This window comes from Rheinheimera faecalis (assembly GCF_021290965.1).
GTDB lineage: Bacteria > Pseudomonadota > Gammaproteobacteria > Enterobacterales > Alteromonadaceae > Pararheinheimera > Pararheinheimera faecalis.
The window spans coordinates 373482-391042 of sequence record NZ_JAJOYT010000003.1; the positions used below are offsets into that span (position 1 = coordinate 373482).

At 47.5% G+C, this 17561-nt stretch carries 13 protein-coding genes; 12 read left to right on the forward strand and 1 reads right to left on the reverse strand.

From position 1 onward, the window contains the following. Position 1 precedes the first annotated feature (1 nt). From metL to argH, 9 genes are all read left to right on the forward strand, one after another. Positions 2–2389, forward strand: coding sequence for a bifunctional aspartate kinase/homoserine dehydrogenase II (gene metL / locus LSG34_RS07995; RefSeq protein ID WP_233008302.1), 2388 nt, complete (start codon positions 2–4; stop codon positions 2387–2389). Positions 2390–2397: 8 nt separating this feature from the next. Continuing rightward, positions 2398–3300 carry a methylenetetrahydrofolate reductase gene (gene metF / locus LSG34_RS08000; protein ID WP_233008303.1) on the forward strand — a complete coding sequence of 301 codons (903 nt, stop codon included), beginning with the start codon at positions 2398–2400 and terminating at the stop codon, positions 3298–3300. Continuing rightward, positions 3293–3847, forward strand: a complete 555-nt coding sequence (gene thpR / locus LSG34_RS08005; protein ID WP_233008304.1) for an RNA 2',3'-cyclic phosphodiesterase — start codon at positions 3293–3295, stop codon at positions 3845–3847. Before metF ends, thpR begins: the two co-directional genes overlap by 8 nt. Before the next feature lie 77 nt (positions 3848–3924). Further along, positions 3925–5679 carry a C4-dicarboxylic acid transporter DauA gene (gene dauA / locus LSG34_RS08010; protein ID WP_233008305.1) on the forward strand — a complete coding sequence of 585 codons (1755 nt, stop codon included), beginning with the start codon at positions 3925–3927 and terminating at the stop codon, positions 5677–5679. Between the two features lie 219 nt (positions 5680–5898). Further along, positions 5899–6939 (forward strand): N-acetyl-gamma-glutamyl-phosphate reductase, encoded by a 1041-nt coding sequence (gene argC, locus LSG34_RS08015; protein WP_233008306.1) that lies wholly within the window; start codon positions 5899–5901, stop codon positions 6937–6939. Further along, positions 6936–7706 carry an acetylglutamate kinase gene (argB, locus tag LSG34_RS08020; RefSeq protein WP_233008307.1) on the forward strand — a complete coding sequence of 257 codons (771 nt, stop codon included), beginning with the start codon at positions 6936–6938 and terminating at the stop codon, positions 7704–7706. The genes argC and argB overlap by 4 nt, the downstream gene beginning before the upstream one ends. Positions 7707–7781: 75 nt before the next feature. Next, positions 7782–8696: an ornithine carbamoyltransferase gene (locus tag LSG34_RS08025; protein WP_233008308.1), complete on the forward strand. Its 915-nt coding sequence runs from the start codon at positions 7782–7784 to the stop codon at positions 8694–8696. Positions 8697–8698: 2 nt separating this feature from the next. Then, a complete protein-coding gene (locus LSG34_RS08030) occupies positions 8699–9907 on the forward strand; it encodes an argininosuccinate synthase (RefSeq protein ID WP_221411410.1) in 1209 nt (402 codons plus the stop codon). 66 nt (positions 9908–9973) lie between these two features. Then, entirely contained in the window at positions 9974–11353 is a 1380-nt protein-coding gene (argH, locus tag LSG34_RS08035; RefSeq protein WP_233008309.1) for an argininosuccinate lyase, read from the forward strand. Positions 11354–11421: 68 nt separating this feature from the next. Here the strand turns inward: argH and LSG34_RS08040 are convergent, their stop codons facing one another. Continuing rightward, positions 11422–12120: a tellurite resistance TerB family protein gene (locus tag LSG34_RS08040; protein ID WP_233008310.1), complete on the reverse strand. Its 699-nt coding sequence runs from the start codon at positions 12118–12120 to the stop codon at positions 11422–11424. Between the two features lie 492 nt (positions 12121–12612). Here LSG34_RS08040 and LSG34_RS08045 point away from each other — a divergent pair, with 492 nt between their 5' ends. The 3 genes from LSG34_RS08045 (at position 12613) to LSG34_RS08055 (ending at position 17559) form a co-directional block, all read left to right on the forward strand. Further along, positions 12613–15186 (forward strand): TonB-dependent receptor plug domain-containing protein, encoded by a 2574-nt coding sequence (locus LSG34_RS08045; protein WP_233008311.1) that lies wholly within the window; start codon positions 12613–12615, stop codon positions 15184–15186. A gap of 109 nt (positions 15187–15295) precedes the next feature. Next, positions 15296–16912, forward strand: a complete 1617-nt coding sequence (locus tag LSG34_RS08050; protein WP_233008312.1) for a flavin monoamine oxidase family protein — start codon at positions 15296–15298, stop codon at positions 16910–16912. Beyond that, positions 16909–17559, forward strand: a complete 651-nt coding sequence (locus LSG34_RS08055) for a c-type cytochrome (protein WP_233008313.1) — start codon at positions 16909–16911, stop codon at positions 17557–17559. Before LSG34_RS08050 ends, LSG34_RS08055 begins: the two co-directional genes overlap by 4 nt. The last annotated feature ends 2 nt before the right edge of the window (positions 17560–17561 follow it).

The window sequence follows — 17561 nt, forward strand, 5'->3', positions numbered from 1 at the left end:
GATGAGTAGTCCATTAAATCATAAAAACACAGTGCATAAATTTGGCGGCAGCAGCTTAGCCAGTGCTGAGCGTTTTTCTGCGGTCGCCGCTATTGTGGCAAAAGAGCCTGAAGCCTGGGTGGTGGTATCCGCACCTGGCGACACCACTGATGAGTTACTGGCGTTAATCGACAGCCGTGAACAACCAGAGCTTTTTGCTGCACTGTTACAGCAACTGACTGAAAAGCTGGGTTTACTTATTCAGCGCACTTTAAATGAACAAAACGCGGCAGTGCTGATCAGCAAAGTACAAAGCTGGTTCGCTGAAGTGCCGGGCTTTTTAGCCGCGGCTCAGTTTAATGATGTATTGGCCATTGGTGAGCGTTTATCCAGCCAGTTATTAGCAGCTTTACTTAATCAACAAGGTCTGACCGCCACTGCTATTGATGCCCGTGATTTTTTACGTTTAGATGGCAGCGAAGTGCAATACGAAGTGTCTTCTTCATGGCTGGCACCTTTTGAAACCAGTGGCATTAAAGTGGTTACTGGTTATATAGCCCGTGATTTACAAGGCAACAGCATCACCTTAGGCCGCAATGGCAGTGACTATTCAGCCACTATAGTGGGCCGTTTAGTCAAAGCTCAGGCTATTCATATCTGGACTGATGTGGATGCAATTTACAGCGCCGACCCACGTAAAGTGCCTTCAGCCCGGGCTTATCGTCAGGTGCCATGGCAACAGGCTTTAACTTTGGCTCAGTTGGGTAATCCGGTATTACATGCCAAAACTTTAAGTCCTTTATTGGATGCTCCTGCCGATTTAATAGTCCGCAGCAGTTTTGAACCTAATCACCCTGGCTGCAAAGTCAGCCAACAAGCTGCTATCGAAGTGCAGTTTTTAACTGACTTAACACAAGCTGCCTTAGTGACTGTGCCTGCAAGTTGCAAATTAACTGCTGCAGCTGTGGCTTCCGCCTTACAAATTACTGTCTTTGCAGCCCCTAAAGCTGCGGATCAGTGGATAGTGGCCAGTAATCAGGTCGACAGCTTGTTAAGTTATCTGGCAGGTCAGCAAGTATTTGCACGGGTGAATCCTCATGCATTTCATGCTGTGGTCTGGGTGAAACCTGCAGCCCGTCAGCAAAAACAAGTCAATGCAGCAGCAGGGCGTTGGTTAGATCGTCAGCAAGCAGCCTTTAGTTTTGAAGACGAACAACTGGCTTTGTGGTTATTCCAAAGCGCTTTAACCTCTTTGGAACTGACAGAGCTGCACCAGTTATTACTGCCAACTCAAGTTCAGCTGAATATAGTCGTGGCAGGCACAGGCAATGTGGGCGCTGAGTTTTTAGCTTTATTGGCGAAGCAGCAGCAAGCCTTTGCCGGTCAGATCAATTTAAAGCTGGCGGGTTTATTTAATTCCCGTCAGGCGCTTTTTGCCGAAAAAATTGATATTCACAACTGGCAACAGGCGCTGTCTTTAGCTCCTGCTTATACTGAAGCTCAACTGGAGCTGGCACTGCAGCAGTTGCCTGAACCTAAAGTGCTGGTGGATTTAACGCCAAGTCGTGCTTTTTCTGAACGTTATCCGCAGTTTATCAACGCAGGTTTAGACTTAATCAGTGCCAATAAACAAGGTGTGACCTTGCCACTGGCACAGTATCAGCAGATTAAACAAGCGGCTGAACAGCAGCAGGTGCAGTGGCTGAGTAATACCACTGTAGGTGCAGGTTTACCGGTACAGCGTTTATTGCAGGAATTAAAAAGCAGCGGCGATACAGTGCATAGAATCAGCGGTATTTTCTCCGGTACTTTGTCCTGGTTACTGGCGAAATTTGATGGCAGCAAAGCCTTTTCCAACTTTGTATTAGAAGCACAGCAATTAGGTTTAACTGAACCTGATCCACGCGATGATTTATCGGGTAAAGATGTACAACGTAAATTGCTGGTGCTGGCCCGTGAGCTGGATTTAGATTTAGACATTGATCAGATTGAGCTGGAGCCTTTATTACCCGCTTCGTTAAGCGCTGGCAGCATTGATAACTTTTGGGCAGGGCGTGAAGTGCTTGATCAGGAATTAGCTAAGCTACAGCAACAAGCTCAGGCTGCGGGTAAAGTCTTACGTTATGTCGCCGATTTAAAGATAGCAGCAGGCAAAGCCAAAGCGCAGGTGTCTTTAGTGGCTGTAGAGCAGACTGATCCGCTGGCGGCCATTTTGCCTTGTGACAATATTTTTGTCATTGAGTCCGACTGGTATCAACAAAATCCTTTGGTGTTAAAAGGCCCTGGCGCTGGTCGTCAGGTGACGGCTGGTGGTGTTCATGCCGACTTAGCCATTTTAGCCAAACAAAAAATTGCCGCTGCCAAAGCAGCTAAACATAGTCAGGCTCAGGCCGCAGCCTGGGTGAAGTGAGAAATAATATGTCTTTTGTCAGCGCACAGTATTTAGAGTCCATAAACCGCAACCTGCAGGATGTGGCAGGCAAGGTCAACGTCAGCTTTGAGTTTTTCCCACCAAAAACAGAGCAGATGGAAAACACCTTATGGCAATCGATTGAACGTTTAGCGCCTTTGGCACCTTCTTTTGTCTCTGTGACTTATGGTGCCAATTCAGGTGAACGCGACCGTACACACGACATTATTAAGTCGATTAAACAGCGTACCGGCTTAATAGCTGCACCGCATTTAACCTGCGTTGATGCCAGCCCTGCTGAACTTGAGCGTATCGCCAAAGACTACTGGGACAATGGCATTCGTCATATTGTCGCTTTGCGTGGTGATTTACCGCCAGGCAATAAAGAAAAACCAGCTTTGTACGCTGCAGATTTAGTAGAAATTTTACGTTCAGTGGCCGACTTTGATATTTCAGTGGCGGCTTACCCTGAGGTACACCCTGAATCACCAAACGCTCAGTTTGATTTACTGAACTTAAAACGCAAAGTGGATGCCGGCGCTTCCCGTGCTATTACCCAGTTCTTTTTTGAACCGGAAAAATACTTACGCTACCGCGATCGCTGCGCCGCTATTGGTATAGATGTCGAAATAGTACCGGGCATTTTGCCTGTGACTAATTTCCAGCAACTGACCAAATTCGCCACTATGACGAACGTGGCTATACCAGGTTGGATGAATAAAGCCTATGAGGGCCTGGATCAGGACGCAACGACCCGTAATCTGGTCGCCGCTAATATAGCCATGGATATGGTCAAAGTTTTAAGCCGTGAAGGGGTGAATCATTTCCACTTCTACACCTTAAATCGCTGCGAATTAAGTTATGCCATCTGCCATTTGTTAGGCGTACGGCCGCAGAGCGCCATTGCCTGACATCATTGATAGCATGAACGACAGATGCTTCCTTAGTCTGAAGTTCAGCCCAAAGCAACAACGGCTGCTACATGCTTATCAGCAGCCGGTTTCTTGTCAGAACGCCAAATGGCACCCAGCCAATAATCTGCATCTGACATTGGTGTTCTTAGGTCAGCAAGCTTTCACTGTGCAACAGCAGTTATGGTCACAAAGCCTGGAGTTGCTTCACGAGCTACCGCCTTTCGAACTCTGTTTTGACCAGTTGGATCAGTTCAGCCACGCCAAAGTGTTGTATCTGGGGATCTCACAACCTCCTGCAGCTCTGATGGCCTTACAACAACAGCTGCAACAGCTGGCTTTGCCTTTTCTAAATGCGCCTGTGCCGGAAATTTTTGTGCCTCATGTCACCCTTGCACGTAAGTTTCAGTCTGTAGATGCTTTTCCTTTATCTGTTGAGCCTTTGAGTCTGCTTTGTACAGAAGTTGCTTTGTATCATTCCATCAGCTCAGAGCAGGGCGTTAGCTATCAGAGTGTCGAAACTTATACTTTAGTCCCAAAGGGCTAAACCTTTATGCTAGATCAACACCTTAGCAGCTAGACTTAGTTACACTCAGCTTGTGTTTTGCCACTGGACGGATTCAGATGTCGCACCGCTCTTATTTATTTTCTTTGCGTATTGGTCATGCGCTACGGGAATGTCTGGCTGAAGGTTATAGCTTTAGCGCTTTTAAGCTGGATCTGCTGGCTGGTATCACTGTCGGTATTATCGCCATTCCTCTGGCGATGGCGCTGGCGATAGCCAGTGGTGTACCGCCGCAATACGGTTTGTATACAGCTGTGATCGCAGGTTTTCTGATCGCCCTGACCGGTGGCTCCCGTTACAGCATTAGCGGGCCTACCGCTGCTTTTGTGGTGATATTGTACCCTGTGGCCCAAAGTTATGGTCTGGCCGGATTGCTGCTGGCGACCATTTTGTCTGGTGTAATGTTGATTGTGATGGCTGCTATGCGTTTTGGCCGCTTTATCGAATATATTCCCGAAGCTGTCACTTTAGGTTTTACCAGCGGTATTGCTGTGGTGATTGCCACTTTGCAAATTAAAGATGTGTTTGGTTTGCCGATAGACAAAATGTCAGAGCATTATCTGGAAAAATTACAGCAACTCTCTTTCGCTTTACCCGATCTGCACTGGCCATCCTTGCTGGTGGCAGTTGTCACTTTAGCTGTGATGTGGCTCTGGCCAAAACTCAAACTGCCTTTACCACCGCATTTACCCGCTATTGTTGTAGCTACAACTTTGGCTTTAGCGCTGGCTCATTTCGGATTGGAGCTGGATACCATAGGCAGTCGATTTAGTTATCTATTGCCTGATGGCTCGCAAGGGCAGGGCATACCTGCTGTATTACCCGAATTCACCTGGCCCTGGTTGCAAGCTGGCCCGGACGGGCAAGCCTTAGAGTTCAGCACTCAAATGGTGAAAGACTTACTGGCAGCAGCTTTTGCAATGGCAATGTTAGGCGCTATAGAGTCTTTGCTTTGCGCTGTAGTGCTGGATGGTATGACAGGGCGCAGGCACAGTGCGAACAGCGAATTATTGGGTCAAGGCATAGGCAATATAGTGGCGCCATTTTTAGGCGGTTTTACTGCAACAGCGGCTTTAGCCCGCTCTGCTGCCAATGTGCGGGCTGGTGCTCAGTCACCTGTAGCCGCCATGATCCATGCGCTGGTGGTATTATTGGCCCTGCTGGTGCTGGCGCCTGTGTTGGCCTATTTGCCTATGGCGGCTATGGCCGCTTTGCTGTTGGTTGTGGCCTGGAATATGAGTGAAGCGCCTAAAGCTGTGCATCTGCTAAAAACAGCGCCCCGTAACGACATCATTATTTTCCTGATTTGTTTTGGCTGTACAGTGCTGTTTGATATGGTCATTGCCATCAGCTGTGGCATGGTCATAGCGGCTTTTTTCTTTGTGAAGCAAGTGGCCGATATGACCCGCGTAGCGGATATCAGTCATAACAGAAAATACCTGACAGAGCCTTTGCCTGAAGGCTGGAAAGCATTTCGGGTCAGTGGTCCTTTGTTTTTTGCTGCAGCAGACCGGGTTTTTGGTGAGCTATCGGTCAAACTTAAACAGCAGCAAGGCGCTATTTTAGTGATGGATGCCGTGACTTTGATGGATGCGGGTGGACTCTCAGCTTTTACCAAACTGGTCAGTCTGGCTGAAAAGCAGGGCACGCATTTATTGGTGACAGACTTAACCTTTCAACCGCTAAAAACTCTGGCGAAAGCCAAGGTGCAACCTTTGCCTGGTATTTTGAGTTTTTATTCAACCTTAGCTGATGCGCTAAACAGCCTGCCGGGTCAGAACATTGATCCTCAGGACGAAGCTGTGGGTCTTTGATTTAAGTCAGTTCGACTTCTGCCTTGGGCCATTTTGGTCTAAGCTGTGGTCTTTCTGCAGTGGATCTGGTGCTTGTTTGGATTTATGAATTAAATAAAATAAAAATTCACTAATTCAGCATAATAATTCTTGAAACTGCATGGCGAAGCCACTACACTGGCCACACTTTTTTGGCGTGGCCTTAATTTATTATTTTTGTTTTCGGAGACTCAGCGACCTATGTCCACTCAATCCACTTCCCCTACCACCAAACTGCGCAGCGCTGTCTTAGGTGCTGCCGGCTATAGCGGCGCCGAACTGGCCGTTATGTTGGCACGGAACCCGTATTTTGAGTTGAGTTACGCTTTTGCTTCCGCAGGCCGCGCTGCTGAACCTTTTTCGAATTTATATCCACGTTATCAGAGTGTTGTGGATATCCAGGTTCAGCCTTGGACAGATGATTTAGTGGAAGACTTAGCAGGCAAGCTGGATGTAGCTTTTTTAGCTTTACCACATGAAGTCAGTGAAGCTGTTACACCTTTGTTATTGGCTAAAGGCATAGCCGTGTTTGATTTATCCGGTGCTTTCCGTTTAAAAGATCCGGCTTTGTATCCTAAATATTATGGCTATGAGCATCAGCATCCAGAACTGCTGGATCAAGCTGTGTATTCACTGATGGAGTGGCTGGATAAGCCGTTGCCACAGCTGGTGTCTGTGCCTGGTTGTTACCCAACGGCCTGTTCGCTGGCCTTATTGCCTTTATTAAAAGCAGGTTTAGTGGCCGATGGCTGTATTCCTGTGATCAACGCCACCAGCGGTGTGTCAGGTGCTGGCCGTAAAGCGGCATTAAGCACGTCATTTTGCGAAGTGGGCCTGAATGCCTATGGCTTTTTTAAACACAGACACAGACCTGAAATCGAGCAGAATTTAGGCCGCAAAGTGGTGTTTACACCGCATTTAGGCAACTTTAAACGTGGCATTCTGGCCACCAGCGTGGTGACCTTAAAATCTGGTGTCACTGCAGAGCAAGTGGCTGCAGCTTTCCAGCAGGCTTATGCAACTAAGCCATTAGTGCGTTTAGTCAAACATTCGCCTAATGTGGCTGATGTGGCAGGCACGCCATTTTGTGATATCCACTGGCAACAGGATGGTGAGCAACTGGTGATTGTCTCTTGTATTGATAACTTGCTCAAAGGTGCTGCCGCTCAGGCGATGCAGGCGGCCAATATTAAATTTGGTGCTCCTGAAACCGCAGGTTTATTTGCAGGAGCAGCAGAATGAGCCAGACACCTTTAGTACTTAAAATGGGTGGCCGTTTATTACAGGATCAGGCCGCTTTAGATGCCTTATTAAAAGTCTGTGCTCAGTTGAAAACTCAGTATCCGATCGTGTTGGTGCATGGTGGTGGCGATCAGGTGGATCAGTGGCTGGCAAAATTTGGTTTTACCACTGAAAAAATTGATGGCCAGCGGGTATCACCAGCAGAACAAATGCCTGTGATCACCGGTGCTTTAGATGGCGCGGTCAACGCTGATATGGTGGCCCGTGCCACATTACAGGGCTTAAATCCAGTGGGTTTAAGTCTGGCAGCAGGTGGTAGTTTAGCTTTTGATATTAATCATAAATTGGGCGCTGTTGGTATTGCCAAACCTAATAATCCACTACTGCTGAATACCTTATTGGCCCAGGGTTTTACGCCTGTATTCAGCTCTATTGGGTTAAGTGCCGATGGTCAGTTACTCAATGTGAATGCCGATATCGCAGCCGCTGCTATTTGTCAGCTGGTGCAGGGCCAACTGGTCTTGCTGACCGATGTGCCTGGCATTCTTGATGCCAATATGCAGCTGATCCCAACCTTAACTGCAGCAGAAGCCCAGCAACTGGTCACAGATGGCGTGATTAAAGGTGGCATGAAAGTAAAACTGGATGCAGCGCTGGAAACAGCCCAAGCACTGAAACGTAATATTACAGTGGCAGGATGGCAGCATCCGGACGATTTATTAAAGTTGATGCAACAAGAAGCAGTAGGTACTTGCATCGTGTATTGATCCCGAAACAAAACACACCATAAGGGTGTGTTGCAACGATAAGGATGCCGCCTAGCGGACATGCAGTGTGTTTTTATGAGTAAATTAACCCAGCTTTTATGTTTAGCTGAATTAGATCAGAAGCAATTATCCGACCTGCTGGAGCTTGCGCTTCAGATCAAACAAAAACCAGAGCAGTACAGCTCTGCGCTCAAAGGCAAAAGCATTGCCTTGTTGTTTGAAAAACCTTCTTTGCGAACCCGCGTCAGCTTTGATGTAGGGATCAATAAATTGGGTGGTCACAGTGTGTATCTGGATCAGCAAAACGGAGCTATGGGCGTACGCGAATCAGTGGAAGATTTTGGCAGTAACCTGGCCTGTTGGTGTGACGCCATAGTGGCGCGGGTCTATTCTCAGAAAACATTAGTGCAGCTGTCGCAAAGCAGCAAAAAACCAGTGATTAATGCACTGAGTGATTTGTACCATCCTTGTCAGGCTCTGGCAGATTTGCTGACATTAAAAGAGCATTATGGCGATTTAAGCAAGGTGCATCTGGCTTTTGTCGGCGACGGTAACAATGTTTGCCACTCGCTGATGTTAGGCGCTGCCATTATGGGTATGACGCTGACTGTGGTCACACCACAAGGCTTTGGTCCTGATGCTCATGTATTGTTAAAAGCTCAGGCGATAGCAGAAAAAAGCGGCGCTAAACTGACTTTAAGTCAGCATGTGTCAGCTGCTGCTGGTGCGGATGCTATTTACACCGACACCTGGTTGTCGATGGGCGCGAAGGCCGACCCTAAACTGGTCGAGAACCTGTTTGCGCCTTACCAGATCAATACTGCAGTGATGCAGCGTTTAGCCATCAAACATTTTATGCACTGCCTGCCTGCACACCGTGGGCATGAAGTGACCAGCGAAGTGCTGGACAGCGATAATTCGTTAGTGTTGCAACAGGCAGAAAACCGTATGCACGCTCAGAATGCAGTATTAGTCAGTTTATTTAGTTGAGGTTGGACATGAGTATCAAAAAAGTAGTGTTAGCTTATTCAGGTGGTTTAGACACATCAGCCATTGTGCCTTGGTTAAAAGATAACTATGACTGTGAAGTGATAGCTTTTGTTGCCAACGTAGGTCAGGGCGATGAAGAACTGGCTGGGGTGGAAGAAAAAGCCATTAAGTCAGGTGCCAGCTCGTGCTACGTGGTTGACCTGCGCGAAGAGCTCGTCAAAGAAGTGATTTACCCCACCTTAAAAACAGGTGCAGTGTATGAGGGCCAGTATTTGCTGGGTACTTCTATGGCACGCCCTGTGATTGCCCGTGCTCAGGTTGAGCTGGCGCTGAAATTAGGTGCTGATGCTTTATGCCACGGCTGTACTGGTAAAGGTAATGATCAGGTGCGTTTTGAAGGTGCTTTTGCCGCCTTAGCACCGCAGTTAAAAGTGATAGCGCCATGGCGTGAATGGCAATTTAACTCACGTCAGTCACTGTTAAATTATCTGGCTGAGAAAAATGTGCCAACCACAGCTTCAGCTACCAAAATCTATAGCCGTGATGCCAACTTATGGCATATCTCGCACGAAGGTGGTGAGATTGAAAACCCGTGGAATGAGCCATCAGACCAAATCTGGATGTGGACTAAATCTCCGGAGCAGGCGCCGGATAAAGCTGAACATATTCAGTTAAGTTTTGAAAAAGGTGAACTGACCAAGTTAAACGGTGAAGCTGTTGCTCCTGTCAAAGCCATTGAAGTGCTGAACGCTATTGGTTCGGAGCATGGCGTAGGCCGTATCGACATTGTTGAAAACCGTTTAGTGGGTATGAAATCCCGTGGCTGTTACGAAACTCCTGGCGGCACTATTTTAGTGGCAGCCTTACGTGCACTGGAATCTTTGGTGTATGACCGCACTTCACTGAAATACCGTGAAGAAGTGGGCTTAGAGTTTGCTCAGCTGGTCTATGATGGTCGTTGGTTTACGCCGTTAAAAGATGCCTTGTTAGCTGCTGCCACTTCTTTGGCTGATCAACTGACAGGTGACATAGTGGTCAAACTGTACAAAGGCAACGTGACTGTAACGCAACGCCGTTCACCAAACAGCCTGTACTCTGAAGCCTTCGCTACTTTTGAAGGCGATGAAGTGTACAACCAAAAAGATGCTGCAGGTTTTATCCGCCTGTATAGCTTAGCCAGCCGTATTCGTGCCTTGCATAGCAAAGGTTAATGGTTCTGAGCATCAAGACGGCTCAACTGTGAGCCGTTTCTCTTTTCAAGTTTTGGGGTATTTATCATGGCGATGTGGGGTGGTCGGTTTACCGAAGCCAGTCTGGCCGAGTTCAGTGAATTTAATGACTCATTAAGTTTTGATTATCTGCTGGCGCAACAGGATATTCAGGCCTCCCGAGCCTGGACCATAGGCTTGCTTGAAGCCGGCATTATTACCGCAGCCGAAGCAGAGCAACTGGATCATGCTTTGGCTGATTTAGCTTTAGCTTTGGAATCTAATCCTAAGCTGCCGTTGCAGACGCAGGAAGAAGATATTCACAGCTGGGTGGAAGCTCAGTTGCAGCAAAAAATTGGTGCTGTGGCGAAAAAGCTGCACACGGGCCGCAGCCGTAACGACTTAGTGGCAACCGACTTACGCTTGTGGACCAAACTGAATGCCAGCCAGGTTCGCAGCACGTTAATCACCGCTATTGGTGCATTGATTACTTTTGCTGATGCGCATTTTGGTGCTGTAATGCCGGGTTTTACCCACCTGCAACGGGCTCAGCCTGTGCTGGTTAGTCACTGGGCTTTGGCTTACATCGAAATGTTTAAACGGGATTTAAGCCGCATTGACGATGCTTTAGCGCGGATGGACGTCTGTCCTTTAGGCTGTGGTGCTTTAGCGGGCACTGGTATTCAAATCGACCGCACCGCTTTAGCCCAGCGTTTAGGTTTTAAATCAGCCGCACTCAACAGCTTAGATGCAGTGTCTGATCGGGATTATGTGGTTGAGCTGTCAGCCACAGCCTCTTTGTGTATGACACATTTATCGCGTTTGTCTGAAGATGTGATTTTCTTCTGCTCAGGCGAAGCGGCTTTCTTTAAGCTGGGTGATGCCATCAGCAGTGGCTCATCCTTGATGCCACAAAAGAAAAACCCTGATGTGTTTGAGTTATTACGTGGCAAAACCGGTCGGGTGCTGGGTCATTTAGTGGCTATTTTGCATGTACTCAAAGGTTTGCCTCTGGCGTACAACAAAGATATGCAGGAAGACAAACAAGGCTTTTTCGATTTGATGGCAAGCTGGCAACAATGCTTGCTGGTGCTGGCGACCGTACTGCCGCATTTATCGGTTAATGTAGAGCGTTGCCGTTTAGCTGCAGAGCTGGGCTACAGCAATGCCACTGATTTAGCCGATTATCTGGTAGGGAAAGGCATCGCCTTCCGCGACGCTCATGAATTATCCGGTGAGTTGGTGCTGGTGGCTTCGAAACAGCAAAAACCACTGGAAGCTTTAGCTTTAGCTGAAATGCAGCAGGTATCGCCTTTAATCAGCGATGATGTTTTTGCAGCCCTGACCATTGAAGCAGGTCTGGCCAAACGCGCTTCTTTAGCAGGTACCAGTCCTGAGCGGGTCAAAGAAGCTCTGGACGCAACCAAAGTTTGGTTTGAAGCACTCTGAATTAATCTGTTCCAACGAAAAAAGCCGGATTTTTGATCCGGCTTTTTGCTTTTTACCTCAGCCAAAAGTTAAGCGGCTAACGCCTGCTTGGCCTGAAAATCCAGTTCAGCTTTCAGCTCAACCGGTAATTGAAGCTGACGTGCCAGTTCCTGCAGATAAGCCCCTTCCATATAGTTTTGCTCGTTGATCACCAACAGGCTCGCCAGATACATCTCAGCGGCCATTTCCTGTGTTGTGGCTGCGCTTGCGATATCGGCAGGATCTAAAGCTTTGGCCAGTTCCTGATCAAACCAGCGCTGCAGACTTAAGTCCGAGGTCAGTTTGGCGATTTCGCTGTCGATCAATTCGCGTTCCTGTTGATCAATATGACCATCAGCTTTGGCAGCACCAATCAGCGCTTTTAAAATAGCGTTACTGTGCAGCTCTGCCTCTGGAGCCGGTAAGCGATCCACAGTCTGTGGTTCGTGTTGATCAACTTTGCCTTTGTTTTGCTGTTGCCAGTTGCCATAGGCTTTATAAGCCAGCACACCCAAAGCAGCCAGACCACCATAAGTGATGACTTTACCACCGATACTACGGCCTTTTTTTGAACCAAGTAGCATAGCTAAAGCGCCGCCGGACAAGGCCCCGCCACCAAAACCTGACAGTAAACTACTGACAGAGGATAAATCCGCAGTTTTAGCTCCCGGTGTGCCCGATGTTTTTTTCTGTATCACATCAGAGCCAGCTTTTAACAACTGCTCTAACAAACCTTTTGTATTCATCATCTTTTATCATCCTGAATTGTATTAATAGGTCTGACCGCTGTTTTCTTAAAAAATTCATTGGCTTGTGTAAGTGAATGTATCTGGACGGGCAGCAGGCTGGTTAAAAACAGCTGTTTTTGACATGGATTTTTTGTTTGAAAAATATGCACCAAATAGGGTTGAGCAGGCTGCACTAAGAAGATCAAAGTGTAAATTAATGAGCAGCAGTGGTGCATTTATATTCATTTCGGTGACAGGGTGTTTATCTTATTGTTTTATTGTAGTGCAGTACTTTAATTCTGATATTTACCTGCTAAAAGTCAGTGTAAACATCATGTTATATAAAATACTAATTTTCATCTGATGGTTAATTTTTATTCAATTGACGTGAGTGGAACTAAGTAGGACTGTATTTATATGTTGATTAAGTGAATGGAAAATCAGCAGGCGGCGTCGCAGTTTTTGTCGCGTAGTGCAGGAACATCAGTTTACCTCTCACCCTGGATAAAAACTATGAAAATAAAAAAAAGTGCGTTATGTCTGCAGATAGGTGCCGCATTACAAGGTGCTGTTTTACTGGGCTATAGTAGTTTTGCTCTAGCGGCCGAAGAGGACGATGCAGCCAAAGAGAAAGAAAATGTAGAGAAAATTGCAGTGGTCGGCTCCCGCGCCGCACCACGTTCTGTAGGGGAGTCTCCTGTGCCTATTGATATCATAGGGGCAGAGGAGTTCGCCAATCAGGGCAACCCGGATATGCTCAATATGCTGAGTACTCTTGTACCCAGTTTTAATATCAATGCCCAGGCAATCAGTGATGCTGCCACCTTAATCCGCCCAGCCAATTTGCGTGGCCTGGGTCCGGATCAAACCCTGGTTCTGGTGAATGGCAAAAGACGGCACAGAGCCTCTGTTATTGCCTTTGCTGGTGGTGGTATTTCTGACGGCGCTCAGGGCCCTGATATCTCTGTGATCCCTGCGGTGGCGATACGACAAGTCGAAGTGTTGCGCGATGGTGCTGCCGCTCAGTATGGCTCTGATGCGATAGCAGGTGTATTGAACTTCCAGCTAAAAAATGACAGTGAAGGTGGAGTGTTGGAAGCCAAGTGGGGCCAGCATTATGAAGGCGACGGCGCCAGCGAAACTCTGGCCGGTAACATCGGCTTACCTTTAACAGATTCAGGTTCTGCCAACTTCAGCTTTGAATACAAAAACGCCGATCCTACCGATCGCAGTGTGCAGCGCTCTGATGCCGCCGCTTTGATTGAAGCCGGCAATACCGACGTGAAAAATCCAGCTCAGGTCTGGGGTTCACCGGAAATCAAAGATGACTATAAGCTGTTTGCTAACCTGGAACTGGATTTAAAAAACGGTAAAGAAGCTTATGCCTTTGGTAACCATGCCTCGCGTGATGTAGAAGGCGGTTTTTATTACCGTAATCCCAATACCCGGGGTGGTGTTTATGCCGGTCCTGAAGTCACTGTGGATGGAGTCGATTACAATTCTGTGTTGGTCGGAGACATGACACCGGATGATGGCAACAGTTGTGCTCCACTGCGTCTGGATGCTAACGGCATTCCAATTGCTTCTGATCTGGCCGCTATTACTGCAGATCCAAATTGCTGGTCTTTTGTTGAAATGTTCCCAGGCGGTTTTACACCTACATTTGGTGGCACAGTGACCGACAGCGCCATTGCTGGTGGTGTAAAAGGCGAACTGGTTGATGAAGTGTTTTTTGACTTGAGTGCGTCTTACGGCCGTAACGAAGCTGAGTTTAAAATTAATAACACAGTGAACGCCTCCTTAGGCGCCAATTCGCCGACCAGTTTTAGTCCTGGCACTTATGTACAAAGTGAACTTGGATTAAATATGGATTTGTTCCGCGAATTTGAAGTGGGCCTCTATGATGCGGTGGTTTTGGCCGGTGGCATGGAATGGCGTGAAGACACCTTTGAAGTCAAAGCCGGTGATGTTGCCTCTTATTCTGTGGGTGTGTTAGCTGATCAAGGCTTTGGTATTGGCTCTAATGGTTTTCCAGGTTTTAAACCTGAAACTGCTGGGGTGTTCAGTCGTCATAATTTATCTTTTTATACCGATGTGTCCAGCTGGGTGTCTGAAAGCCTGATGCTCAACGCTGCTGTGCGTTATGAAGACTACTCCGACTTTGGTAATACCACCAACTGGAAGGTGTCTGGTTTATTTAAAATGACCGACAGTCTGTCAGTTCGTGCAGCTGCTGGTACAGGCTTCCGTGCTCCTACTATAGGTCAAAGTAAAGTGGTGAACGTCAGTACACTTTTTGGTCCAAACGGTTTGGTGGATCAGGCTACTTTGCCGCCTGATAACCCTATTTCCATCCAAAAAGGCGGTAAACCTTTAACACCGGAAGAATCGGAAAACGTCTCCTTTGGCCTGGTGGGTGAGTTTGGCTCTACCCATGTTTCGTTAGACATGTACCGTATTGATGTGGAAGACAGATTAAGCCAAACCTCTGCGCTGGAACTGACAGCAGAGGATGTGGCTGCGCTGCTGGCGATGGGCATTAACGATGCCACCAGTTATTCCACTATTACCTTTTTCACCAACGACTTTGATACTGAAACCACAGGCGCAGACTTAGTGATCAGCCAGGATCTGGATTTGGGATCTGGTGCGTCCAAATTAAGTTTTGTAATGAACTGGAACAAAACCGAAGTCACTGTTGATCCCCTGACCACCAATATTGATGATGTCAAAATCCGCACTCTGGAAGAGAACTTACCTAAAACCCGTGGCAGCGTCAGCTTTAATCACTCGGAGGACAACTGGCGTGCGTTGGCCAGGGTGAACTACTTTGGTTCTTTCTGGGAAGTGGACGATACTTACGATGCCACTCAGGGCATGTCAGAAGGTTCAGCATTTCTGGTTGATCTTGAATTGGGTTACATGCTCAGCAACAACATAGAACTGATAGTGGGTGCACAAAATGCCTTTGATGAATATCCGGGATTGAATCCTTATGGTGATTCTGTAGGGGCTAAATACCCTGTCACTTCGCCTTATGGTTTTAATGGCGGTTATTACTACTTCCGGGGCGTTTACACCTTCTGATTTAGCAGTAGGACAGAGCTCAGGCTGCATCAGGGATACCGCAACCTGAGTTCTGTTTTCTTTCATGTTGACCCGTCTGCTTTTGCAGGATGTTGAGGTAACAAAGCCTATGACAAATCCAGAACAAAAACATATAAGTAATAAAGGCTTAAGCCGAAGAGAAGCCTTGCTGTGGATAGGAAAAGTGGGTGGTTCAGCCGCCATGCTACAGGCAGCAGGTTTATTTGGCTTACTTTCGACAGCACCAGTTGCGGCTCAACCTGAACTGGTGAAACTAAAACCTCTGACCACGGGGCGTAAAACTGTTCTGATACTCGGAGCTGGCATCAGCGGCCTGGTCGCTGCTTATGAACTGGGCAAAGCAGGATATCAGTGCAAAATCCTTGAAGCCTCGCACAGAGCGGGTGGCCGAAACTTCACCATTCGTCATGGCGATTTTATCGATGAGCTAGGAACCCCGCAATTTTGTAACTTTGATAAAGACCCCGATCTGTATTTTAATGCAGGCCCGGCCCGTATTCCTGCCCATCACACTGCCATTTTGCATTACTGTCGCGAGTTTGCAGTAGAAATGCAGATGTTTTGTAACTACAACAAAAACTGCTACACCCAGGATGACAATGCTTTTGCAGGAAAACCCGTACGTATCCGTGAATACGAAGCGGATATCCGGGGTTTTTTCAGTGAACTGATGGCGAAATCTATTCAGTCACAAGCCAAACTGGATGCCCCTTTTGATGACATAGACCGACAAAAACTGATCGATTTTTGCCGTGCTTACGGCGATTTATCCAGTGATTTTACTTATGAAGGCAGCGAAAGAGCTGGTTATCAGTCTGGCGGTATTTTATCGCCTGGTGTGCTGAAAAAACCAAAAGCTTTTGCTGATTTACTGCAAAGTAATTTCTGGGCTGGTGCTATGCATTTTGGCGAAATATCGGATCAGTCCGCTGCATTGATGACGCCTGTTGGTGGCATGGACAAAATTGTTGATGCTTTTTTGAGTCGTCTAGCTGGTAAGGTGCAGTTAAAAGCTCAGGTACAGAAAGTGCAACTGTTGCCACAAGGGGTGGAGGTCAGTTACTGGCTGGATGGTCAGTTGCAGACAGAGCAGGCCGATTATTGCCTGAACTGCATTCCCGCCCAGTTAATGGCGGGCATAGAAAATAATTTCCCAGCCGATTATGTTGGCGTGATGCGTCAGCTTCAGCGTGGAAAGTTATCGAAAATAGCCCTGCAGGCCAAAGAGCGTTTTTGGGAGAAAGAGCAGATTTACTCCGGCATCAGCTGGACCAATCAGGACATCACTCAAATCTGGTATCCGTCACATGGCATGTTTAAAACCAAAGGCATTTTACTGGGGGCTTATAGCTGGGACCCTGCCATCTCGGATCGTTTTTCTGCGATGACCCATCAGGAACGTATAGCCGCTGCTATCAGTCAGGGCTCGAAACTGCATCCGGATTATGGCAAATACATAGAGCAGGGCAACAGCATTTGCTGGCAACGCATGAATCATATGTTGGGTTGTGGTGCTGTCTGGTCGGAAGATTTGCTGAAAACCAGTTTTGCCACCTTACAAGCTCCTGTGGGAAGGCATTATATGGTTGGTGATCAGGTCAGTTATCACCCCGGCTGGCAGGAAGGGGCTGTGCGCTCTGCCTGGTATGCGATGGAAAGTCTTCAGCAGCAAGAGCAACAAAAACAGCAGCAGGTGGCGGTATGAAGGACTGGATTTTAGGCTGTCTGTTGATTTGTGCTTCTGTTCAGGCTGAGACTTTTCATCAGGATGCGCAGTATTGCCTGGTCTGTCATGGCAGCAATGCACAAGGCAATGAAGCCATCAGTGCACCTAATCTGGCTATTTTACCTGACTGGTATTTATCCGCTCAGTTACAGGCTTTTCAATCCGGCTGGCGGGGTCATCAGACTACAGATGCTTACAGTAAAGAAATGATGGCAGTGGCTAAAAGTATGAGTACGGAGGACGTAAAACGTGCTATTGGTTTTATCACGGGCTTTCAGGCCAGCAAAGCGGTTGAAACTGTAGCTGGAGATGTCAGTCATGGTAAGCAGCTGTTTCAGACTTGCGCCGCTTGCCATGGTGCTGAAGCGCAAGGGAATCAGCCTATGGGCGCTCCACCTCTGGCTGGTCAATACAGCTGGTATTTATTACGTCAGTTACAAGCCTACCGCAGCGGACAGCGAGGGGCTGACGAAAACGATAGCCGTGGTGCTGTGATGAAACAAATAGCAGCGACGCTGCAACAGGAGCAGGATCTGACTGATCTTGTGGCTTATATCAATACGCTGAGCCTGCCAAACACCGACATACAAACAACAAAAATTCAAACCACGGATAGTAAAAAATAAGA